The sequence below is a fragment of the Tsukamurella conjunctivitidis genome (assembly GCF_007858475.1).
Lineage (GTDB): Bacteria > Actinomycetota > Actinomycetes > Mycobacteriales > Mycobacteriaceae > Tsukamurella > Tsukamurella conjunctivitidis.
This window is the reverse complement of sequence record NZ_VIGX01000001.1, coordinates 588,887-607,392: the sequence shown is the minus strand read 5'-3', so window position 1 is coordinate 607,392 and position 18,506 is coordinate 588,887. Positions and strand designations below refer to the sequence as shown.

Sequence of the window (18,506 nt, the reverse complement as noted above, 5' to 3'; positions counted from 1 at the left end):
GGGGTTCTCTGCTTCCGGGGTGGAGAGGGCCTTACTTGGCCTTCTCCAGCACCTCCACCAGACGCCAGTGCTTGCTGGCGCTCAGCGGACGGGTCTCCATGATCCGGACGCGGTCGCCGACACCGGCAACGCCTTCCTCGTCATGCGCCTTCACCTTGGAGGTGGTGCGGATGATCTTGCCGTACAGGGAGTGCTTCACGCGGTCCTCGAGCTCGACGACGATGGTCTTCTCCATCTTGTCGGACACGACGTACCCGATGCGCACCTTGCGGCTGTTGCGAGCCTCAGTGGTCACGTTGCTTCCATTCTCGCTCATGCGGCGTCACCCTCCGGACCCGAGGCCAGGCCGAGCTCCCGCTCGCGCAGGATCGTGTAGATCCGGGCGATGTCGGTACGCACGGTACGCAGGCGACGGTTGTTGCTCATCTGTCCGGTGGCCATCTGGAAGCGCAGGTTGAACAGCTCCTCCTTGGCCTCGCGCAGCTTCTCCACCAGCTCGTCCGCGGTGAGACCGCGGAGATCAGCGGCGACGGTGTTCGACATCAGAACTGCTCCTCTCGGGTCACGATGCGGGTCTTGCAGGGGAGCTTGTGCTGCGCGCGGCGCAGGGCCTCGCGAGCGATCTGCTCGTTGGGGTAGGTCATCTCGAACATCACGCGACCGGGCTTGACGTTCGCCACCCACCACTCGGGCGAGCCCTTACCGGAACCCATGCGGGTCTCGGCGGGCTTCTTGGTGAGCGGGCGGTCCGGGAAGATGTTGATCCAGACCTTGCCGCCACGCTTGATGTGGCGGTTGATGGCGATACGAGCGGACTCGATCTGTCGGTTGGTGATGTAGGCGGGCTCGAGAGCCTGGATGCCGTAGTCACCGAAGGTCACAGCGGTGCCGCCCTTGGCAGCGCCGGAGCGCTTGGGGTGGTGCTGCTTGCGGTGCTTGACGCGACGGGGGATCAACATGGCGTCAGCCCTCCTGGTTCGTTGCGGCAGGCGCCGCCGCCACCGGAGTCTCCTCCGTTGCGGCCCGGCCGGCCTCGGTGCTGGTGGCGGTCGTGCCCGACGCGCCGCTGCGACGCGGGCGCTGCGGGCGCTCACGACGCGGGCCACGACGGTCGTCGTTCGACGGTGCCGCCAGCTCGCGCCGGCCGCCCACGACGTCGCCCTTGTAGATCCACACCTTGACGCCGATCCGCCCGAAGGTGGTCTTCGCCTCGTGCAGGCCGTAGTCGATGTCGGCGCGCAGCGTGTGCAGGGGCACGCGGCCCTCGCGGTAGAACTCGCTGCGGCTCATCTCCGCGCCGCCCAGGCGACCCGAGCACTGGACCCGGATGCCCTTGACGTTCGGCTGACGCATCGCCGACTGGATCGCCTTGCGCATCGCGCGGCGGAACGCCACGCGGTTGCTCAGCTGCTCGGCGATGCCCTGCGCGACGAGCTGGGCGTCGGCCTCGGAGTTCTTCACCTCGAGGATGTTGAGCTGCACCTGCTTCTTGGTGAGCTTCTCCAGCTCGGACCGGATGCGATCGGCCTCGGCGCCGCGGCGGCCGATGACGATGCCCGGACGCGCGGTGTGGATGTCCACCCGCACGCGGTCCCGGGTGCGCTCGATCTCGATCTTGCTGATGCCGGCGCGCTCCAGGCTGTCGGTCAGACGCTTACGGATCGCGACGTCTTCCTTGACGTACTCCGAGTACTGCTTATCGGCGTACCAGCGGGACTTCCAGTCCGTGGTGATGCCGAGGCGGAAGCCGTGGGGATTGATCTTCTGACCCATGCTTACGCTCCCTTCCGGCTGTTGCGGCTGGCGGCGGGCTTCTTCGACTCCACCGACTCCACCACGACGGTGATGTGGCTGGTGCGCTTGCGGATCCGGTACGCGCGGCCCTGGGCCCGCGGCTGGATGCGCTTCATGGTCGGACCCTCGTTGGCGTACGCCTCCGAGACGACCAGGGTGCGCGGGTCGAGGCCCAGGTTGTTCTGCGCGTTGGCGATCGCCGACGCGAGGACCTTGGCGACGGGCTCGCTCGCGGCCTGCGGCGCGAACCGCAGGATGGCGAGCGCCTGCTCGGCGTCCTTGCCGCGGACCAGGTCGATCACGCGACGGGCCTTCATGGGCGTGACGCGCACGAAACGTGCGGTCGCCGACGCCGAGGTCTGTGCTGCTGTGTCGTTGCTCATTAGCGGCGCTTCGCCTTCCGGTCGTCCTTGATGTGGCCCTTGAACGTCCGCGTCGGGGCGAACTCGCCCAGCTTGTGACCCACCATGTTCTCCGAGACGAACACCGGCACGTGCTTGCGACCGTCATGGACGGCGAAGGTGTGACCGATGAAGTCGGGGATGATGGTGGAACGACGCGACCAGGTCTTGATGACCTGCTTGGTGCCCTTCTCGTTCTGGACGTCGACCTTCGCGAGGAGGTGGTCGTCGACGAACGGGCCCTTCTTGAGGCTGCGTGGCATTCTCTAACTCCCTCCTAGCGCTTGTTCTTACCGGACTTGCGGCGACGCACGATCAACTTGTCGCTCGCCTTGTTCTTGCGGGTGCGGCCCTCGGGCTTGCCCCACGGGCTCACCGGGTGGCGGCCACCGGAGGTCTTACCCTCACCACCGCCGTGCGGGTGGTCGACCGGGTTCATGACGACACCACGGACGGTCGGGCGCTTGCCCTTCCACCGCATACGGCCGGCCTTGCCCCAGTTGATGTTGCTCTGCTCGGCGTTGCCGACCTCGCCGACGGTGGCGCGGCAGCGCACGTCGACGCGACGGATCTCGCCGGAGGGCATACGCAGGGTCGCGTAGGCGCCCTCCTTGCCCAGCAGCTGGATGCTGGCACCGGCCGAGCGGGCCATCTTGGCACCGCCGCCGGGGCGCAGCTCGACGGCGTGGATCACGGTGCCGGCGGGGATATTGCGCAGCGGCAGGGCGTTGCCCGGCTTGATGTCGGCGTTGGGGCCCGACTCGACCACGTCGCCCTGCTTCAGGTCCTTGGGGGCGAGGATGTAACGCTTCTCGCCGTCCAGGTAGTGCAGCAGTGCGATCCGCGAGGTGCGGTTGGGGTCGTACTCGATGTGCGCGACCTTGGCGTTGATGCCGTCCTTGTCATGGCGACGGAAGTCGATGACGCGGTACGCACGCTTGTGACCGCCACCCTTGTGCCGGGTGGTGATACGACCGTGCGCGTTGCGGCCACCACGGCCGTGCAGCGGGCGGATCAGCGACTTCTCCGGGGTCGAACGCGTGATCTCGTCGAACGTCGAGCCCGACGAGCCACGGCGACCCGGAGTGGTCGGCTTGTACTTACGGATAGCCATTTAGCTCGCGCCTCCGAAGATGTCGATGGGCTTGCTATCGGCGCTCAGGGTCACGATGGCGCGCTTGGTGCTCTTGCGCTGACCGTAACCGGCACGGGTGCGCTTGCGCTTGCCCTGGCGGTTCAAGGTGTTGACGCTGTCGACCTTGACGCCGAAGACCTTCTCCACGGCGATCTTGATCTGCGTCTTGTTCGCGTCCGGGTGCACCACGAAGGTGTACGTGTTCTCCTCGATGAGGCCGTAGGCCTTCTCGGAGATCACCGGCGCGAGCAGGATGTCCCGCGGGTCGGCGGGGATGGTTGCGGTAGCCATCAGGCGTTCGCCTCCTCGGTCTTCGTGGCGCTCGCGATGAACGAACCCAGAGCCTCACGGCTGAACACCAGGTCATCGGCGTCGAGGACGTCGTAGGTGTTGAGCTGGTCGGCGTAGATCCACTTCGCGTTCGGCAGGTTCTGGACGCTGCGCTGCGCGGTCAGGTCCTCGCGGCCGACGACCACGAGGAACTTCTTGCGCTCCGACAGCGCGGCCAGGAACAGGCGGGCGGTCTTGGTCGACGCCTCCTGGCCGGCCACCAGCTCGGTGACGACGTGGATACGGTCCTCGCGAACCCGGTCGGTGAGGGCACCGCGGAGAGCGGCGGCCTTCATCTTCTTCGGGGTGCGCTGGCTGTAGTCGCGCGGCTGCGGGCCGTGGACGGTGCCACCGCCGGCGAACTGCGGCGCGCGGGTCGAGCCCTGGCGAGCCCGGCCGGTGCCCTTCTGGCGGTACGGCTTACGACCACCGCCGCGGACCTCGCCGCGGGTCTTGGTGGCGTGAGTGCCGGCGCGCGCAGCGGCGAGCTGCGCGACGACCACCTGGTGCATCAGCGCGATGTTGGGCTCCACGTCGAAGATCTCGGCGGGGAGATCGACGGTGCCGTCGACCTTGCCGTCGGCGGTCTTGACATCAAGAGTCAGCTTGCTCATGCGCGAGCACCACCCTTCACAGCGGTACGGACCATCACGAGGCCGCCCTTGCGACCGGGGATGGCGCCCTTGATCAGCAGGACGCCGGCGTCGGCGTCCACCTTGAACACGGACAGGTTCTGCGTGGTCACCTTGTCGGAGCCCATGCGGCCGGCCATGCGGACGCCCTTGAAGACGCGGCCCGGGGTGGCGCAGCCACCGATGGAACCGGGGGCACGGTGCACGGCCTGCGCGCCGTGGCTGGCGCCGAGACCGGCGAAGCCGTGGCGCTTCATGACGCCGGCGTAGCCCTTGCCCTTGCTGATGCCGGTGACGTCGACGAAGCTGCCCGCCTCGAAGACATCGGCGCCCAGCTCCTGGCCCACCTCGTAGTCGGCGGCGGCGTCGGCGTCGGCGAGCCGCAGCTCGGCGATGTGGCGACGCGGGGTGACACCGGCCTTGGAGAACTGGCCCGAGACGGGCTTGTTCACCTTGCGGGGGTCGATCGCGCCGAAGGCGAGCTGGACGGCGTCGTAGCCGTCGGCGGCCTGGGTACGGATCTGGGTGACCACGTTCGGCCCGGCCTTGACGACGGTGACCGGGACGACCCGGTTGTTCTCGTCGAAGACCTGGGTCATGCCGAGCTTGGTGCCCAGGATTCCCTTGATCTTGTTCTCAGTCATATCGTTTCTCCGCAGCCGCTTACTGGATGTTCACGTCGACGCTGGCCGGCAGGTCGATGCGCATGAGCGCGTCGACCGTCTTCGGCGTCGGGTCCAGGATGTCGATCAGCCGCTTGTGGGTACGCATCTCGAAGTGCTCGCGCGAGTCCTTGTACTTGTGCGGCGAACGGATGACGCAGTACACGTTCTTCTCCGTCGGCAGCGGCACGGGACCGACCACACGGGCGCCGGTGCGGGTCACGGTCTCGACGATCTTCCGAGCAGACGCGTCGATCGCCTCATGGTCATAGGCCTTGAGCCTGATGCGGATCTTCTGTCCCGCCACGCTGTGTCCTCTTCCGTCAAGTGTTCAAACGTATTGCCTGACACACGGACAGCTGAATCATCTACGGGACGCATCCCGGCGTGGGACGCATCCCACCTGAAGTCGATCGACGCTGTTCATGTGTCAAATTGCTCCGGTCCACGCGGTCGGGCGTGTCGCGCTGGCGCTCATGCTCCGCCGTGTGTTCCGGTGGCTCCCGCGAGGGGTGCCGGGTCGATACCGTCGTCGGAATCGGCCCTGCCCCCTGTCACAGGGAACCGCGCCGCCCGACAAGGCAACCCGACCAGTATGCACTGCTCGGGCCGCATCTTCAAATCGAACCGGTCGATCCCGGCGCTGCGATTCGCGTCACACCCGCCCCGGGGCGCGCTCTGGAAGAATATGCGACATGACCGAACGGAGCGTCGCGCCGAGGCCGGGCGCGCTGCTCCTGGCCGTGCTCCTGTGCGCCGGTGTCCTTCTCAGCGCGGGCTGCGCCGCCGGCCCGACCGGCGGCGCCGCGGCGCTGTCCTCGTCGGCGGCCTCGAAGTCCCGCGCCGTGCCGCGGCCCGTCGCCGCCGTGCGGGACGACGCGATCCGCTACCTCTACCCCGCGCCGAAGGCGGACCCGCGCCAGAACTACGGCAACCTGTACCTCCCGCGCGGCGCCCATGCGCCGCGCAGCCTGCCGGTCGTGGTGCTCATCCACGGCGGCGGCTGGAAGAACCGCTCGAGCGCCGGGTACATGGCCGATGTCGCGCGGGCGCTGCAGTCGGCGGGCCTCGCGGTGTGGAACATCGAGTACCGCCGGGTCGGCTCCGGCGGGGGTTGGCCGACGACCTTCACCGACGTCGGGTACGCCGTCGACTTCGTGCCGACCCTCGCCGAGTCCGCACCGGCGCTGGACCCGACGAACGTGATCCTGGTCGGGCACAGCGCGGGCGGCCAGCTCGCCGCGTGGGCGGCCACCCGGCGCACGCTCCCCGCCGGGTCGCCCGGCGTGACCTGGCCGGCAGGCGGCGGCCCGACGGTGACCCCGCGCGCCTTCGTGTCCATGGCGGGGGTCCTCGACATGCGCACCTCCTCACGGCTCAACGACCACGTGCGCAAGGCGCTCGGCGGGATGCCCGACCAGGTGCCGCAGCGGTACGCCCTGGCGAACCCGGTCCAGCGGATCGACCCGCTCATGCCGTCGGTCGCGATCCACGGCTCGGAGGACTCGATCGTCCCCGCCGGGGAATCGGTCGACTTCGTGGCGGCCGCGCGGGCGCTCGGCGCGCCGTCGCTGCTGGTCGAGCTCGACGGGGCGAACCACGGCACCCCCGTCAACGTGCGCTCGCCGTACTGGCCGCGGATCCGCGAGACCATCGTGAAACTGGCCCGCGAGGGCTTCGACGCCCTCGCCGCCACCCCGCCGCGCTGACCGGGCGGGCGACGGCGGACCGTCGAACTTACCGTGGAGTAAGATAACGGCCATGACCGATACCTCCACGTACAAGATGTGGCGCACGCTCAGCGACAAGCCGCTCGGCAAGCTGGCCTTCTCCGCCGCCGCGTCGCTGAAGGCGCCGTACTTCGCCTCCGTCACGCCGTACATCTCCGAGATCGAGTACGGCCGCGCCGTGGTCCACGGGCCGAAGTGGTGGTTCGTGCAGAACCACATCGGCACCTTCCACGCCATCGCGGCCTGCAACCTCGCCGAGGTGGGCATGGGCATGGTGATGGAGGCGTCCACGCCGGGCACGCACCGCTGGCTGCCGAAGTCGATGACGGTCGACTACCTCGCCAAGGCCGAGTCCTCGCTGGTCGCAACGGCGACGCTGGCCGAGGAGATCGACTGGGACGCGATCACCACCGGGCGCGACGTGGTCGTCGACATCGCCGTCCGCGACAAGAAGGGCACCGAGGTGGTGCACGCGAAGATCACGACCTGGGTCACACCCAAGCCCTCCAAGTGAGCCAATCCATCACCTCTGGTCACTTGAGTTAACCTGCGCATCATCGATCACTCGGTTTACAGGCGGTGTGGCGTGTGGCACGCTACCGTCGCACAGTCTTGCGCCGACCCGAGGAGGATCATGCGCCGCACCATCACGTCGATCATGAGGACCACCGCCGCATCCGCGGCCGTCCTCGGCGGCGTCGTCGCGCTGCTCCCCGCCGCCGCGCAGGCCGAGCCCGTCGCGACCGTCACCCCCGGGAGCTCCGTGCTGACCGTCACCAAGCTGGTCGGCAATGTGGCGGACGGCCGCGGCTGCACCGTCGGCTTCGTGGGGCAGCGGCCCGACGGCACCCGTGTGGGCCTGTACGCCGGGCACTGCGGCGCGCAGGGTCAGCAGGTCGTGGTCGACGGGCGGATCGTCGGCGTGAACACCGGCTCGTCGGCGCCCGCGCTGACCAAGACCGACACCTTCGTCGTGCCGGACGCCCCCGACTGGGGCGTCTTCACACTGGATCCGAAGCTCGCGAAGGCCGCCCCCGGCGGCCGCGTCCGGCCCACCTCGGTGGGGACCGCCCGCCCGGGCGACGCGGTGTGCAGCCAGGGGGTCTCGTCCGGCTGGCGCTGCGGTTCCGTGGTGAGTGTGGACGGCGGCTACATCGCGACCACGATCCCCGTGCAGGTCGGCGACAGCGGCGGCCCGCTGATCCGCTCGTCGGACAACGCCGCGCTCGGCATCGCCAGCCGCGCCGCCACCTTCGACGGTCCGCTCGCCCGGAACGGCTCGCTGTTCTACGACCTGGGCTCGACGCTCCGCGCGACCGGCACCACGCTCGTCGTCGGCTAGCGGCCCCGTCCCCCGGGAGAACGGCCGATTCCCGGCCGGCGCCGCGAATATCCGGCGCCACGGCGGAATCGGCCGGTTTCTCCTGTTCTCAGGCGCTGTACCAGGCGCGGACCGGCGTGGGTAGCCACAGCAGGATCGGGACCGCGACGGTCGCGATGAGGCCGAAGCACGTGGGGCCGAGGATCACGGCCGCCGCGGTCGCGACGATGACGGCCGTGCGCGTCCGCGTCGCGAACAGCGCCACCGCCCCGACGAACCCCGCGGCCGAGCAGACCAGCCACAACACGCTGAGCGCGGCTCCGACCTCGGGATTCGAGAGATTCGTGGCACCGAGTAGAACCCCGAAGACGCTCACGACGATGAGCACGATCGCCGCCGTGATCGCCTGCCACGGCCGCTTCGCCGGGATGGGCGCGGACGCGACGGCGGGGAACGAGGGCTGCGAATCGTAGTGCGGTACCGGCGCGGAGGGCCGGATCTGCGTCGCCTGCCCATACGGCGGCGGGGTCTGCGCGGTCGGCCGCGCCGGCGGATACCCGGGTGCGGGGGCCTGCGTCGTCCGCGGCATCGGCCCGGACCCCACCTGCCGGGCCTGCGCCTCGAGCGCGCGGGCGAAGTCGGTGCAGGTGCGGAACCGCCGGTTCGGGTCGGCGGCCATACCGGTGGCGAGCGCGCGGTCGAGCGGCGCGAGCCGCGGGTCGGCCTCGGCGGCGCGCGGCACCTCGCCGCGCATCTTGCGACTGATCACCGCGCCGGGCGTGGTGCCGGCGAAGGGACTGCGGCCGGTCAGCAGGGTGAGCGCGGTGGCGGCGAGGGCGTACTGGTCGGTGCGGCCGTCGACGGCCTCGTCGGCCAGTTGCTCCGGCGCCGCATACGTGACCGTGCCGACCGCGGTGTTCGTGGCGGTGAGCCCGGCGTCGTCGTCCATCCGGCGGGCGATGCCGAAGTCGGCGAGCAGCACGCGGCCGCTCGCGTCCGCACCGGATTCGGCCAGCAGGATGTTCGCGGGTTTCACGTCGCGGTGGATCAGCCCCTTGCCGTGGGCGTGATCGAGCGCGGAGGCGACCTGCGTGATCACCGAGACCACGTCGGCGACGGGCAGCCCGCGCGGGTGCCGGTCCCGGATCAGCTGATCGAGATCGACGCCGGCGACGTAGTCCATCGAGAGCCACAGCTTGCCGTCGGATTCGCCGCGGTCGTGCACGCCGACGATGTTCGGGTGGAAGAGCGTGGCCGCGAGGTCCGCCTCGCGGTTGAACCGGACCCGGTAGGACTCGTCGGTGGAGAGGTCCTGCGGGAGGATCTTCAGCGCCTCCTCGCGCGGGAGCCGCGGATGCGCGACGAGGTAGACCTCGCCCATGCCACCCGCGCCCAACCGGCGGACCACCCGGAACCCGGCGAATTCTGCACCGGCCTGCATCGACATGCGCGAATCCTAGCGGCCCCGGCCGCCGCTTTCCGCGCACCTCCCGAAACCGGCGACATGTGCGATCGCGCCGCGAATACTGCGCTGTGACCGCTTTTCCGCCGGTTTCGGGAGCAGCTACCGGACGGTCAGTCCCGCCAGAGCGTCGCCGGGTCGACCGCCTCGGGGTTCGGCGCCTCGGGCGTGCCCGCGGGGGTGCGGGAGAAGCGCGGCGCGGGCATCGGCGCCATCGCTCCCCCGACCTCCTGCAGGTTCCCGCGCGCCGCCATGTGCGGGTGCTTCGACGCCTCCTCGAAGGTGAGGATCGGCGCGACGCAGGCGTCGGAGTCGAAGAAGATCTCGGCCCACTCGTCGCGGGTCTTCGTCTTCAGCGCGGCCTCCAGCGCGGCGCGCAACTCGGGCCAGCGGGCCTGATCCAGCTGGAAGGGCAGGTCCTCCTGCTTGAGTTCGAGCTTGGCGAGCAACTCGGCGAAGAACTGCGGCTCGATCGCGCCGACGCTGACGTACTTGCCGTCGGACGTCTCGTAGGTGTCGTAGAACGGCGCGCCACCGTCGAGCGTGTTCACGCCGCGCTCGTCGCTCCAGATGCCCTGGCCCCGGAAGTCCCACTGCATCTGCCCGATGAGGGAGGCACCGTCGACCATGGCGACGTCGATGACCTGCCCCTTGCCCGACGTGGTGCGCTCGTAGAGCGCCGCGAGCACGCCGAAGACGAGGAACATCGAGCCGCCGGCGAAGTCGCCGACGAGGTTGAGCGGCGGCACCGGGCGCTCACCCTTGCGGCCGATCGCGTGCAGCAGGCCGGTGAGGGAGATGTAGTTCATGTCGTGGCCGGCGCGCTGGGCGAACGGCCCGTCCTGGCCCCAGCCGGTCATCCGGGCGAAGACGAGGCGCGGGTTGCGCTCGAGCACCACGTCGGGGCCGAGGCCGAGGCGCTCCATGACGCCGGGCCGGAAGCCCTCGACGATCACGTCGGCGCGGTCGATGAGCTCGAGGATGGTCGCGATGTCGTCGGGGTTCTTCAGGTCGGCCTCGACGATGGTCCGGTTCCGCTTGACGCCCGACGGGACGCCCGTGAGGCCGGCCACTCCGACGCCGGGGCGCTGCACCGAGACCACGTCGGCGCCCTGGTCGGCGAGGAGCATCGCGGCGTGCGGGGCGGGGCCGAGACCGGCGAACTCGACCACCTTCAGTCCGGCGAGGGGACCCTGCTTCGAATCAGTCATGAATGCACGTTAACTTGCCCGTACGCTGGACGGGTGACCTGGCTCTCGATTCACGACCCCGAAGGCGACACCCGCGCAACGTTGATCCTCGCGCACGGCGCCGGCGGCAACCGCGACCAGGCGATGCTGCGGCTGCTCGGCGACGAGCTCGCGGGGCGCGGCGTGCGCACAGTCCGTATCGACCTCCCGTTCCGGCGCAACCGCCCGAAGGGGCCGCCGTCACCGTCGGGCCAAGCCGCCGACCGGGCCGCCTTCGCCGAGACCGCGCGACTGCTGGACGTGCAGGGTCCCATCCTCTGGGGCGGGCACAGCTACGGCGGCCGGATGGCGTCCATGGCGGTCGCCGAGGGCCCGGAGCGGCCCGACGGCCTGCTGCTGCTCTCCTATCCCCTGCATCCGCCGGGGCGGCCGGAGAAGGCCCGCACGGCGCACCTGCCGGGCATCGCCGTCCCGACGGTGCTGGTGCACGGCCGGCGCGACCCCTTCGCCTCGCCGGAGGAACTGGCGGAAGCCGCCGCCCTCATCGCCGGCCCCACGACGACCGTCGAGGTCGCGGCGGCGCACGACCTCGCGCCCGCGAAGTCCGGTGCGCCCGCCAAGGCCGCCGACGCCGTGATCGCGTTGCTCGATCAGGCGAAGGCGTAGTCGCCGATCGGGAAGCTGCGGGCGTCGCGGCGTGCCCCGAGTACGGAGCTGGGGCGCAGCAGCGTGGCCTCGCCATGGGGGTCGAAGTAGTAGCTGCGGCTGCCCTCGCAGGAGCCGAGTTGGAAGACCGAGCGCTGCAGCCGATGGCTCATGCGCTCGAGGAAGCGGGCGTTCGCCTGCTCGGTGACCTCGACGGTGCGCGCGCCGGTCCGGTCGATCTCGTCGAAGACGCGGCGCAGGTGCACCATCTGGGCCTCGATGGTCCAGAAGTAGCTCAGCCCGGTGTAGCTGTACGGGCTGTGCAGGCTGAAGAAGTTGGGGAACTTCGGCACCGCCATGCCCTCGTAGGCCTGGAAGCGGCCCTCGCGCCAGAACTCGCCGAGGTCGCGGCCGTCCCGGCCGGTCACCTCGATCGCCGGGAAGTTCTTCTCCCACAGCGAGAAGCCGGTGGCGAGCACGAGGGTGTCGAGCCGGTGGACCGTGCCGTCGGTCATCTCGATGCCGTCGGGGAGCACCCGCGCGATCGACGAGGCCTCCAGGGTCACGTTGTCCCGCGCGAAGGTCGGGAAGTACGTGTTGGAGAACGTGGGCCGCTTGCAGCCGAAGGAGTACGACGGGGTCAGCTCGGCGCGCGTCTTCGGGTCGCGGACCTGCGCCCGCAGGTGCGCCTTGGCGAGCAGCGCCGCGATGTCGTTGAACCGGTGTCCGTACTTGTAGTTCAGCACCCCGACGGTGTTGAGCACCTCCAGCGCCGTCGAGTTCGCCAGCCGCGCGGCGCGCTGCGTCGCCGGTAGGCGCGCGAACAGGGACTTCACCGGCCCGGGGACGGAGAAGTCGACCTTGGGCACCACCCAGATCGGGGTGCGCTGGAAGACGGTCAGATGCCCGGCGACCTTCGCCAGCTCCGGTACCAACTGCACGCCGGTCGCGCCGGTGCCGATGACGCCGATCCGCTGACCGGCGAGGTCGGCGTCGTCGTCCCACTTCGCGCTGTGGATGACCGTGCCGGCGAAGTCGTCGATGCCCTCGATGTCGGGGAGCTTGGGCTGGCTGAGGAAGCCCGTCGCCGTGATGAGATACCGCGTGCGCAGCTTCTGCTCGAGGCCGCCGTCGCGCACGACGGTCACCTCCCACTCCGCGGCCGCCGGATCCCAGCGGGCACCCGTGACGTCCACGCCGAACCGCATGAGCGGGCGCAGTCCGTACTTGTCGGCGACGCGGCTCGCGTAAGCCTTGAGCTCGGCGCCGGGTGCGTAGAGCCGGGACCAGTCCGGGTTGGGTTCGAAGGAGTACGAGTAGGTGACGGAGGCGATGTCCACGGCCAGGCCCGGATAGTGGTTGACGTGCCACGTCCCGCCGAGGTCGTCCTCGCGTTCGAGGATGAGGATGTCGCTGCGCCCGCGCCCGAGGAGCTCGATCGCCGCCCCCATGCCGCCGAACCCCGCGCCGACGATGATCACGTCGTGAGTCATGTCCACTCCCTTTCGGTGAACCGCGTGTCAGTTCCTGCCCCGAAATCTACACCAATGTAGGACCGGCCTCTCGCCGCCACATCCTGCTCAGGGAGGAAGCAGCCCCGCCCGCGCGGCGAGGAGCAGCACGCCCAGTACCGCTCCCCCGCTGGTCGCCAGCGCGAACAGCGTCACCCACAGGCCGCCGGGGATCCCGGTCAGCTGCGCGAGCTGGTCGGCGTCGCTCTCCCGACCGCGCCCGCGGCGCCGCAGCCGCTGCAGCTCGACGACCGCGCGGGGCGCCCCGAACAGGAGGTACCAGGTGCCCAGGTGCGCCAGCGCGACCTTGGCCTCGGGCGGCGCCCACCAGGAGACCGCCACGACGACGGCGGCCGCGAGGAGCACCACGTACAGGCCGAAGAAGTTGCGGATCCACACGAGCAGCAGCGCCAGCAGGAGCACCGCGGCCCACAGCGCGGCCAGGGCGTAGCCGCGGGACAGGAGCACGGCGGCGATGAGGCCGACCACCGTCGGCGCCGGGTAGCCGGCCGCGACGGTGGCGACCATCCCGGGCCCGCTCGGTCGGCCACGGGAGACCGTGAGCCCGGACGTGTCGGAGTGCAGGCGGACGCCGCTCAGTCTGCGTCCGCACGCCACGGCGATCACCGCGTGGCCGCCCTCGTGAGCGATGGTCACCACATGCCGCGCCCGACGCCACGCCGGCCGCCACAGCACCAGGACCAGCGCGGCGACGGCGGTGCCCATCAGGACGGCGGCGCCGGGCGCCGGCGACCGGGCCGCGACATCGGCGACGACGCGGTCCCACGCGTGGGCGAGGACATCGGGAAGCGTGTGATCCACCGGGTGCACGGTAGTCCCGACCGCTGAGTGATCACTGAACGCGGCCGGCCTCCGTCCTGTGTGCGATCGTGTCCGCTGGGCGGGCAGAATTCCACCCACGCTCGGCCGATAACCTGGACGCATGAGCCTCACCCCCCATTCGAGCCGCAGCCAGATCGTCACCGTCACCGAGGTGATCGACGAGACCGCGCTCGCGAAGTCCTTCGTCTTCGACGCGGAATGGGACTACCGGCCCGGCCAGTTCGTGACGGTCCGCGTGCCCTCGGAGCGGACCGGTTCCGTCGCCCGGTCGTACTCGCTCTACACCTCCCCGTTCGACGCCGGGAAGCCCGGCGTGACGGTCAAGCGCACCGTCGACGGGTACGCCTCGAACTGGCTCTGCGACAACATCACCGCCGGATCGGAGCTGGAGGTCCTGCCGCCGTCGGGCGTCTTCGTGCCCGAGAGCCTCGACGTGCCGCTGCTGCTGCTCGCGGCCGGTAGCGGCATCACGCCGATCATGTCCATCCTGTCGGCGGCGCTGACGGCCGGCACGCAGCCGATCACGCTGCTCTACGCCAACGCCGATCCGGAGGCCACGATCTTCCGCGCGGAGATCGCCCGGCTCGAGGCCGAGCACGAGCGGCTCACGGTGATCTGGTGGATGGAGTCCGAGCGCGGTGTCCCCGACGCCGACATGCTCTCCGCGCTGCTCACGCCGTACCACTCGCGCAACACCTACCTGTGCGGCCGCGACGAGTTCATGGCCGCCTGCAAGGAGGCCTGCACGGTCATCGGCACCCCGCGCGAGCAGGTGCACCAGGAGATCTACGCCTCGCTCACGGGCGACGCCTTCGCCGACATCGTGCCGCACGAGGTGGAGGTCACCGCGGATTCGCCGGAGGTCACCGTGCACAACCTGGGCGCGACCTTCACGGTGCCGTGGCCCGAGGGCGAGACCCTGGTGGACGTGCTCATCAACAACGGTCACGACGTGCCCTACTCGTGCCAGTCGGGCGAGTGCGCCACGTGCCTGTGCAAGCTGACGAAGGGCACCGTCGAGATGGCGGTGACCGACGGACTCGACCCCGACGACGCCGAGGACGGCTACATTCTGGGGTGCCAGGCGAAGCCGACGTCGCCCGAACTGGAGGTCGAGTACTGATGCGGATCCGTGGAGCGGTGCTGGAGGAGATCGGTCGCGCGCGTCCCTACGCGCAGTCGTCGCCGATCTCGGTGGGCGAGCTGGAGCTCGCTGAGCCCGATCCCGGCGAGCTGCTGGTACGCATCGAGGCTGCGGGACTGTGTCATTCGGACCTGTCGGTGGTCGACGGGAACCGCGTGCGCCCGGTGCCGATGCTGCTGGGCCACGAGGCGGCGGGCATCGTCGAGACCCTGGGTGCGGGTGTCACGGGTCTGCAGGTGGGCGATCGCGTCGTCATGGCCTTCCTCCCCCGCTGCGGCGAGTGCGCCAACTGCCGCACCGACGGCCAGCTTCCGTGCACGCCGGGCAGCGTCGCCAACAACGCAGGCGAGCTGCTCGGCGGCGGCCGGCGCCTCTCCCGCGACGGCGCGGAGGTGCACCACCACCTCGGCGTCTCCGGTTTCGCGACGCACACCGTGGTGGATGCCCGCTCCGTGACGCGCGTGGATTCCGATGTGCCGCCGGAGATCGCGGCCGTCCTCGGCTGCGCGGTCCTCACCGGCGGCGGCGCGGTGCTCAACGCCGGCGCCCCCTCGGACGGCGACGACGTGATCGTCGTCGGCCTCGGCGGGGTCGGCATGGCCGCCGTCCTCACCGCCCTGTCCCTGAAGGCCGACGGTGCCGTCGGCCGCGTGATCGGCGTCGACGCGCAGCCCGCGAAGCTGGAACAGGTCCGTGCGCTCGGCGCCGACGCCGCGTACACCCCTGACGAACTGGCCGAGGCCGGCGTGCGCGCCCCCGTCGTGATCGAGGCCGCGGGGCATCCGAAGGCCTTCGAGGCCGCCGTCGCCGCCACCGCCGTCGGCGGGCGGACGGTCACCGTCGGGCTGCCGAATCCCGCTGCGCGCTCGGAGATCAGCCCGCTCGTGCTCACCGCCGAGGCCCGCACGATCATCGGCAGCTACCTCGGATCCGCCGTCCCGCAGCGCGACATCCCGCGGTACGTCGAGATGTGGCGCGCCGGCCGGCTGCCCGTGGAGAAGCTGATCTCGGGCGTCATCACGTTGGAGCAGATCAACGAGGGCATGGACGCGCTGGCCGACGGCACCGCGGTCCGCCAGGTCATCCGCTTCTGATCAGTCCTGCTCCGGGGCCGGCGCGGGGCGGGGCCAGTCGGTGGGCCGCTGCTGCGCGTCGAGGCCACCGTCGGCGAAGACGACGGAGCCGACGCAGTACCCGGAATCCGGGCCGAGCAGGAACTGCGCGAGCGCGGCGATCTCCTCCGGCCGCCCGGCCCGGCCGGCGGGGATGAGCTCGAGGAAGGCGTCCATCGCGGCGCCGAGCTGCGGATCGGCGCGGCCCGCCTGCGTCATCGGAGTGTCGATCAGCCCGGGGGCGATGGCGTTGAGCCGGATCCCCTGCCGCACGTACTCGGCGGCGTGCGTGCGGACGAAGTACGCGAGCGCCGCCTTCGTGGCCGGGTAGGCGAGGATCGAGGCGTACTCCCCGTAGGAGTCGGCGAGGTCGGCGGCGGCGTGCTCGTCGCCGCCCAGGCAGGTCTCGGCCAGCTCCACGGGCCACCCCGGCTGCGTGGTCGTGGAATTGGAGCTCACCAGCAGCGCCGCCGACGGCCCGCGCGCCAGCAGGGGCCGCAGCCCCACCAGCAGGTCGACGGCCCCGAAGTAGTTCACCGCGACGACGGACGCACCGGACCGGCCCGTGGCGGGGCCGAGCCCCGCGAACGCGGCGAGGCCGGCGAGCGGCGCGTCGCCGACGAGCTCCCCGATCCGCGCGACCGCCTCGAACCGTCCCCCGGGTGTCCCGAGGTCGGCCTCGACGTCGGTCCCGTGCAGGTCGACGCCGATGACTCCGTGCCCCGCCGCGTGCAACCGCTCGGCGGTCGCCGCCCCGAGTCCCGACCCCGCCCCCGTCACCACGTACATGCTCATGATCCCTATCCTTCCCCCTGCGAACGGCCTCTCGGCAAATCGGGTGACATCCACTCCTGTCCGGTTTAGCGTGAACGCACGCCGACGAGAGGAGACACCATGACCGCCGACGGTATCGCCGACAAGTTCAAGGAAGCACTCGAACGCAAGAACGCGTCGAATCGCCAGGGTTCCGCCCACCTGGACGGGGCAGCCAAACCGCAGACCCCGCACGGGTCGGAGAGCCATCAGCAGCAGTTCCGCCGCAAGAGCGGCTAGCCGCACCGCGCGCCCCGGCGTCCCACCCGGGAGCCGGGGCCGCCGGTGGGCACCGCGACGGGCGGCAGCGTCATCCGATAGACTTGCGATCGCATCACGACGGTCGCAGGAGGAGGCGTCATCGACCTGCCGCTGCTCGTCCCCGTTCCGGTGGGCCGGCCACCCGCGCCCGGCGCCCCACCGCCGGAAGATCCTGCGATCCAACAGGTTCGCGGCGTCGTCGCCTCGATCCTGGGTTCGCTCCGCGGCGGCCCGCACCTCCCCGAATCCGGCCTGAACTGGGCGGTCGCCTACCTCACCCGCGGCGCCGAGCCCCTGCTCGTCGCCACCACCACCGACGCCGGCTGGTTACCCCTCGGAACGATCGTTCCCGCCGGCGTGCGCGTGCTGTGGAACGTACCCACCGCGGCCGCGTGGGCCACCGTCGACGACCCCGTCCGCCAGTTGGTCGAGTTCGCCGAGGCCGAGGGCTACACGATCCGCGCCGTCGCCACCACCCACCCGAGCCGCGCGCACCACATCCCGAACGGCCCGTGGAAGCTGGTGGGCGAGCGGCACCCCGGCCAGGTGCTGCCGCATCGCCTCACCCGCTTCGAGCTCGTGGCCTCCACCGCGCGCGTCGCCCACATCCGGACCCTGCAGCCCGACGAGGCCGATCGTCAGGCCCGCGCCCTGCTCCGCGACCTGGAGCGCGTCACCGTCGAACCGGAGTACGCGATCGGGGTGGACGAGGCCCGGACGGAGGCCCGCCGGTATCTCGGGGCGGGGCGCGAGGTGCCGCCCGCCGTCCTCGATCAGCTGCTGCTCGACCAGGACGCGCTCGCGGACGCCCTGAGCCTCGCGCGCACCCCGCCCCGGTCGCTGACCGCCGGCAGCGGCCCGCCCGACGGCGCCGCGCTCCGCTCGCGTCTCGTCGAGCGCGCGCTGGTGGAGGTCGCGATCTCGGCGGCCCGACACGACCTGGAGTCCGCGATCTACGGCTGGACCTTCGTCCGCTACCTGGCCCGCTGAGCGGTCCCGGGGCACGTCACGGGTAGGTCTTGTACCGATCCCAGTGGCGGTTGCACAGGTACTGGGCGGCGTAGAAGACGAGCTGCTGCCGCTCCCACAGCGGGAAGGCCCGCTCGTCGTTGTAGAGATCGCGGGTCGCCCCGGCGGTACTCGCCGGGTTCCGGTCCAGCGCGGCGCAGGCGCGGTAGCCGAAGCGCACCATCTGGCCGTCCGTGGTCCGGTCGCCGAAGGGCTTCGTGAAGTCGTGGAGGTTCTTCGTCGCGATCACGAACCGGCCCTCGTCGAGCCGGCCGTCCGCCTGCGCGGGGGCCTGCACCAGCGCGGCGCACCCCAGCGCGACGATCCCCGCCATCAGCACCCTCATCAGCTTCGGCATCCGTGGTTCTCCTTGCTCCCGGCGGGGATCCGCCCTGCGTGTAGACGGATTATCCACCGAAGCCCGTCATCCGCGCACCGGTCTCCCGGAATCACCGGGCCGGGCGACGGGAGCGGCGGCCGCGCCATGAGAATCCGCCGTGGAATCGGTCTCG

General features: G+C 70.8%; 25 protein-coding genes. 8 read left to right on the top strand and 17 right to left on the bottom strand.

The genetic code is table 11. From position 1 onward, the window contains the following. Positions 1 to 31 precede the first annotated feature (31 nt). The 11 genes from rpsQ to rpsJ are packed head-to-tail and all read right to left on the bottom strand — an operon-like array spanning position 32 to position 5,261. On the bottom strand, positions 32 to 316 hold the full coding sequence (gene rpsQ, locus FK530_RS02850) for a 30S ribosomal protein S17 (RefSeq protein WP_068533044.1): 285 nt from the start codon (positions 314 to 316) through the stop codon (positions 32 to 34). Then, the gene (gene rpmC, locus FK530_RS02845; protein ID WP_013128010.1) at positions 313 to 543 is read right to left on the bottom strand and encodes a 50S ribosomal protein L29; all 231 of its coding nucleotides are present in this window, start codon (positions 541 to 543) and stop codon (positions 313 to 315) included. Before rpmC ends, rpsQ begins: the two co-directional genes overlap by 4 nt. Beyond that, positions 543 to 959, bottom strand: coding sequence for a 50S ribosomal protein L16 (gene rplP / locus FK530_RS02840; protein ID WP_019202331.1), 417 nt, complete (start codon positions 957 to 959; stop codon positions 543 to 545). The genes rpmC and rplP overlap by 1 nt, the downstream gene beginning before the upstream one ends. 4 nt (positions 960 to 963) lie before the next feature. Beyond that, positions 964 to 1,773, bottom strand: coding sequence for a 30S ribosomal protein S3 (gene rpsC, locus FK530_RS02835; RefSeq protein ID WP_068533046.1), 810 nt, complete (start codon positions 1,771 to 1,773; stop codon positions 964 to 966). A gap of 2 nt (positions 1,774 to 1,775) precedes the next feature. Next, complete coding sequence (gene rplV / locus FK530_RS02830; RefSeq protein WP_146485435.1) at positions 1,776 to 2,177, bottom strand: 50S ribosomal protein L22; 402 nt, start codon at positions 2,175 to 2,177, stop codon at positions 1,776 to 1,778. After that, positions 2,177 to 2,458: a 30S ribosomal protein S19 gene (gene rpsS, locus FK530_RS02825; RefSeq protein WP_068522670.1), complete on the bottom strand. Its 282-nt coding sequence runs from the start codon at positions 2,456 to 2,458 to the stop codon at positions 2,177 to 2,179. The genes rplV and rpsS overlap by 1 nt, the downstream gene beginning before the upstream one ends. 14 nt (positions 2,459 to 2,472) lie before the next feature. Beyond that, complete coding sequence (gene rplB, locus FK530_RS02820) at positions 2,473 to 3,309, bottom strand: 50S ribosomal protein L2 (RefSeq protein ID WP_068522671.1); 837 nt, start codon at positions 3,307 to 3,309, stop codon at positions 2,473 to 2,475. Then, positions 3,310 to 3,621 carry a 50S ribosomal protein L23 gene (gene rplW / locus FK530_RS02815; protein ID WP_068522672.1) on the bottom strand — a complete coding sequence of 104 codons (312 nt, stop codon included), beginning with the start codon at positions 3,619 to 3,621 and terminating at the stop codon, positions 3,310 to 3,312. Further along, complete coding sequence (gene rplD, locus FK530_RS02810) at positions 3,621 to 4,274, bottom strand: 50S ribosomal protein L4 (protein ID WP_068522673.1); 654 nt, start codon at positions 4,272 to 4,274, stop codon at positions 3,621 to 3,623. Before rplD ends, rplW begins: the two co-directional genes overlap by 1 nt. Then, on the bottom strand, positions 4,271 to 4,936 hold the full coding sequence (rplC, locus tag FK530_RS02805; protein WP_146485434.1) for a 50S ribosomal protein L3: 666 nt from the start codon (positions 4,934 to 4,936) through the stop codon (positions 4,271 to 4,273). The genes rplD and rplC overlap by 4 nt, the downstream gene beginning before the upstream one ends. 19 nt (positions 4,937 to 4,955) lie before the next feature. Beyond that, positions 4,956 to 5,261 (bottom strand): 30S ribosomal protein S10, encoded by a 306-nt coding sequence (gene rpsJ, locus FK530_RS02800; RefSeq protein WP_003938093.1) that lies wholly within the window; start codon positions 5,259 to 5,261, stop codon positions 4,956 to 4,958. Between the two features lie 388 nt (positions 5,262 to 5,649). Between rpsJ and FK530_RS02795 the strand changes: the two genes are divergently transcribed. From FK530_RS02795 to FK530_RS02785, 3 genes are all read left to right on the top strand, one after another. Continuing rightward, a complete protein-coding gene (locus tag FK530_RS02795; protein ID WP_158645011.1) occupies positions 5,650 to 6,663 on the top strand; it encodes an alpha/beta hydrolase family protein in 1,014 nt (337 codons plus the stop codon). A 52-nt stretch (positions 6,664 to 6,715) separates the two neighbouring features. Beyond that, complete coding sequence (locus FK530_RS02790; protein WP_146485432.1) at positions 6,716 to 7,198, top strand: hotdog fold domain-containing protein; 483 nt, start codon at positions 6,716 to 6,718, stop codon at positions 7,196 to 7,198. A 120-nt stretch (positions 7,199 to 7,318) separates the two neighbouring features. Then, positions 7,319 to 8,026, top strand: a complete 708-nt coding sequence (locus FK530_RS02785; RefSeq protein WP_146485431.1) for a chymotrypsin family serine protease — start codon at positions 7,319 to 7,321, stop codon at positions 8,024 to 8,026. An 88-nt stretch (positions 8,027 to 8,114) separates the two neighbouring features. Here the strand turns inward: FK530_RS02785 and FK530_RS26835 are convergent, their stop codons facing one another. After that, complete coding sequence (locus FK530_RS26835; RefSeq protein ID WP_146485430.1) at positions 8,115 to 9,452, bottom strand: serine/threonine-protein kinase; 1,338 nt, start codon at positions 9,450 to 9,452, stop codon at positions 8,115 to 8,117. A 128-nt stretch (positions 9,453 to 9,580) separates the two neighbouring features. After that, positions 9,581 to 10,678: a CaiB/BaiF CoA transferase family protein gene (locus tag FK530_RS02775; RefSeq protein ID WP_146485429.1), complete on the bottom strand. Its 1,098-nt coding sequence runs from the start codon at positions 10,676 to 10,678 to the stop codon at positions 9,581 to 9,583. A 33-nt stretch (positions 10,679 to 10,711) separates the two neighbouring features. Here FK530_RS02775 and FK530_RS02770 point away from each other — a divergent pair, with 33 nt between their 5' ends. Then, positions 10,712 to 11,323, top strand: a complete 612-nt coding sequence (locus FK530_RS02770; protein WP_146485428.1) for an alpha/beta hydrolase family protein — start codon at positions 10,712 to 10,714, stop codon at positions 11,321 to 11,323. Here FK530_RS02770 and FK530_RS02765 read toward each other — a convergent pair. Together FK530_RS02765 and FK530_RS02760 are read right to left on the bottom strand one after the other, a co-directional pair. Continuing rightward, complete coding sequence (locus tag FK530_RS02765) at positions 11,308 to 12,795, bottom strand: flavin-containing monooxygenase (RefSeq protein ID WP_146485427.1); 1,488 nt, start codon at positions 12,793 to 12,795, stop codon at positions 11,308 to 11,310. The two genes, FK530_RS02770 and FK530_RS02765, sit on opposite strands and share 16 nt — an antisense overlap. Before the next feature lie 87 nt (positions 12,796 to 12,882). After that, the gene (locus FK530_RS02760; RefSeq protein WP_231706470.1) at positions 12,883 to 13,635 is read right to left on the bottom strand and encodes a M50 family metallopeptidase; all 753 of its coding nucleotides are present in this window, start codon (positions 13,633 to 13,635) and stop codon (positions 12,883 to 12,885) included. Positions 13,636 to 13,756: 121 nt separating this feature from the next. On the opposite strand from FK530_RS02760, the gene FK530_RS02755 reads away from it, so the two are divergent. Both FK530_RS02755 and FK530_RS02750 read left to right on the top strand, forming a co-directional pair. After that, the gene (locus FK530_RS02755) at positions 13,757 to 14,779 is read left to right on the top strand and encodes a ferredoxin--NADP reductase (RefSeq protein WP_146485426.1); all 1,023 of its coding nucleotides are present in this window, start codon (positions 13,757 to 13,759) and stop codon (positions 14,777 to 14,779) included. Continuing rightward, a complete protein-coding gene (locus FK530_RS02750; protein ID WP_146485425.1) occupies positions 14,779 to 15,894 on the top strand; it encodes an alcohol dehydrogenase catalytic domain-containing protein in 1,116 nt (371 codons plus the stop codon). The genes FK530_RS02755 and FK530_RS02750 overlap by 1 nt, the downstream gene beginning before the upstream one ends. On the opposite strand, the gene FK530_RS02745 is transcribed toward FK530_RS02750, so the two are convergent. Further along, positions 15,895 to 16,707 carry an SDR family oxidoreductase gene (locus FK530_RS02745; RefSeq protein ID WP_146485424.1) on the bottom strand — a complete coding sequence of 271 codons (813 nt, stop codon included), beginning with the start codon at positions 16,705 to 16,707 and terminating at the stop codon, positions 15,895 to 15,897. A 99-nt stretch (positions 16,708 to 16,806) separates the two neighbouring features. On the opposite strand from FK530_RS02745, the gene FK530_RS25745 reads away from it, so the two are divergent. Then, positions 16,807 to 16,965, top strand: coding sequence for a DUF5302 domain-containing protein (locus FK530_RS25745; RefSeq protein WP_158645010.1), 159 nt, complete (start codon positions 16,807 to 16,809; stop codon positions 16,963 to 16,965). A 150-nt stretch (positions 16,966 to 17,115) separates the two neighbouring features. Then, positions 17,116 to 17,976 (top strand): hypothetical protein, encoded by an 861-nt coding sequence (locus tag FK530_RS02740; RefSeq protein WP_146485423.1) that lies wholly within the window; start codon positions 17,116 to 17,118, stop codon positions 17,974 to 17,976. A gap of 16 nt (positions 17,977 to 17,992) precedes the next feature. Here FK530_RS02740 and FK530_RS02735 read toward each other — a convergent pair whose 3' ends face one another. After that, a complete protein-coding gene (locus FK530_RS02735; protein ID WP_146485422.1) occupies positions 17,993 to 18,352 on the bottom strand; it encodes a DUF732 domain-containing protein in 360 nt (119 codons plus the stop codon). Positions 18,353 to 18,506: the final 154 nt, after the last annotated feature.

Excerpts from the sequence above, each read along its gene's own strand:
- FK530_RS02785 (WP_146485431.1), top strand. The coding sequence starts at position 7,319 with ATGCGCCGCACCATCACGTCGATCATGAGGACCACCGCCGCATCCGCG.
- FK530_RS02750 (WP_146485425.1), top strand. The coding sequence starts at position 14,779 with ATGCGGATCCGTGGAGCGGTGCTGGAGGAGATCGGTCGCGCGCGTCCC.
- FK530_RS25745 (WP_158645010.1), top strand. The coding sequence starts at position 16,807 with ATGACCGCCGACGGTATCGCCGACAAGTTCAAGGAAGCACTCGAACGC.
- rplC (WP_146485434.1), bottom strand. The coding sequence starts at position 4,936 with ATGACTGAGAACAAGATCAAGGGAATCCTGGGCACCAAGCTCGGCATG.
- rplB (WP_068522671.1), bottom strand. The coding sequence starts at position 3,309 with ATGGCTATCCGTAAGTACAAGCCGACCACTCCGGGTCGCCGTGGCTCG.
- rplV (WP_146485435.1), bottom strand. The coding sequence starts at position 2,177 with ATGAGCAACGACACAGCAGCACAGACCTCGGCGTCGGCGACCGCACGT.
- rplD (WP_068522673.1), bottom strand. The coding sequence starts at position 4,274 with ATGAGCAAGCTGACTCTTGATGTCAAGACCGCCGACGGCAAGGTCGAC.
- FK530_RS02775 (WP_146485429.1), bottom strand. The coding sequence starts at position 10,678 with ATGACTGATTCGAAGCAGGGTCCCCTCGCCGGACTGAAGGTGGTCGAG.
- rpsC (WP_068533046.1), bottom strand. The coding sequence starts at position 1,773 with ATGGGTCAGAAGATCAATCCCCACGGCTTCCGCCTCGGCATCACCACG.
- FK530_RS02745 (WP_146485424.1), bottom strand. The coding sequence starts at position 16,707 with ATGAGCATGTACGTGGTGACGGGGGCGGGGTCGGGACTCGGGGCGGCG.
- rpsS (WP_068522670.1), bottom strand. The coding sequence starts at position 2,458 with ATGCCACGCAGCCTCAAGAAGGGCCCGTTCGTCGACGACCACCTCCTC.
- rpsQ (WP_068533044.1), bottom strand. The coding sequence starts at position 316 with ATGAGCGAGAATGGAAGCAACGTGACCACTGAGGCTCGCAACAGCCGC.
- FK530_RS02755 (WP_146485426.1), top strand. The coding sequence starts at position 13,757 with ATGAGCCTCACCCCCCATTCGAGCCGCAGCCAGATCGTCACCGTCACC.
- rplP (WP_019202331.1), bottom strand. The coding sequence starts at position 959 with ATGTTGATCCCCCGTCGCGTCAAGCACCGCAAGCAGCACCACCCCAAG.
- rplW (WP_068522672.1), bottom strand. The coding sequence starts at position 3,621 with ATGGCTACCGCAACCATCCCCGCCGACCCGCGGGACATCCTGCTCGCG.
- FK530_RS02735 (WP_146485422.1), bottom strand. The coding sequence starts at position 18,352 with ATGCCGAAGCTGATGAGGGTGCTGATGGCGGGGATCGTCGCGCTGGGG.
- FK530_RS26835 (WP_146485430.1), bottom strand. The coding sequence starts at position 9,452 with ATGTCGATGCAGGCCGGTGCAGAATTCGCCGGGTTCCGGGTGGTCCGC.
- FK530_RS02795 (WP_158645011.1), top strand. The coding sequence starts at position 5,650 with ATGACCGAACGGAGCGTCGCGCCGAGGCCGGGCGCGCTGCTCCTGGCC.
- FK530_RS02765 (WP_146485427.1), bottom strand. The coding sequence starts at position 12,795 with ATGACTCACGACGTGATCATCGTCGGCGCGGGGTTCGGCGGCATGGGG.
- rpmC (WP_013128010.1), bottom strand. The coding sequence starts at position 543 with ATGTCGAACACCGTCGCCGCTGATCTCCGCGGTCTCACCGCGGACGAG.
- FK530_RS02790 (WP_146485432.1), top strand. The coding sequence starts at position 6,716 with ATGACCGATACCTCCACGTACAAGATGTGGCGCACGCTCAGCGACAAG.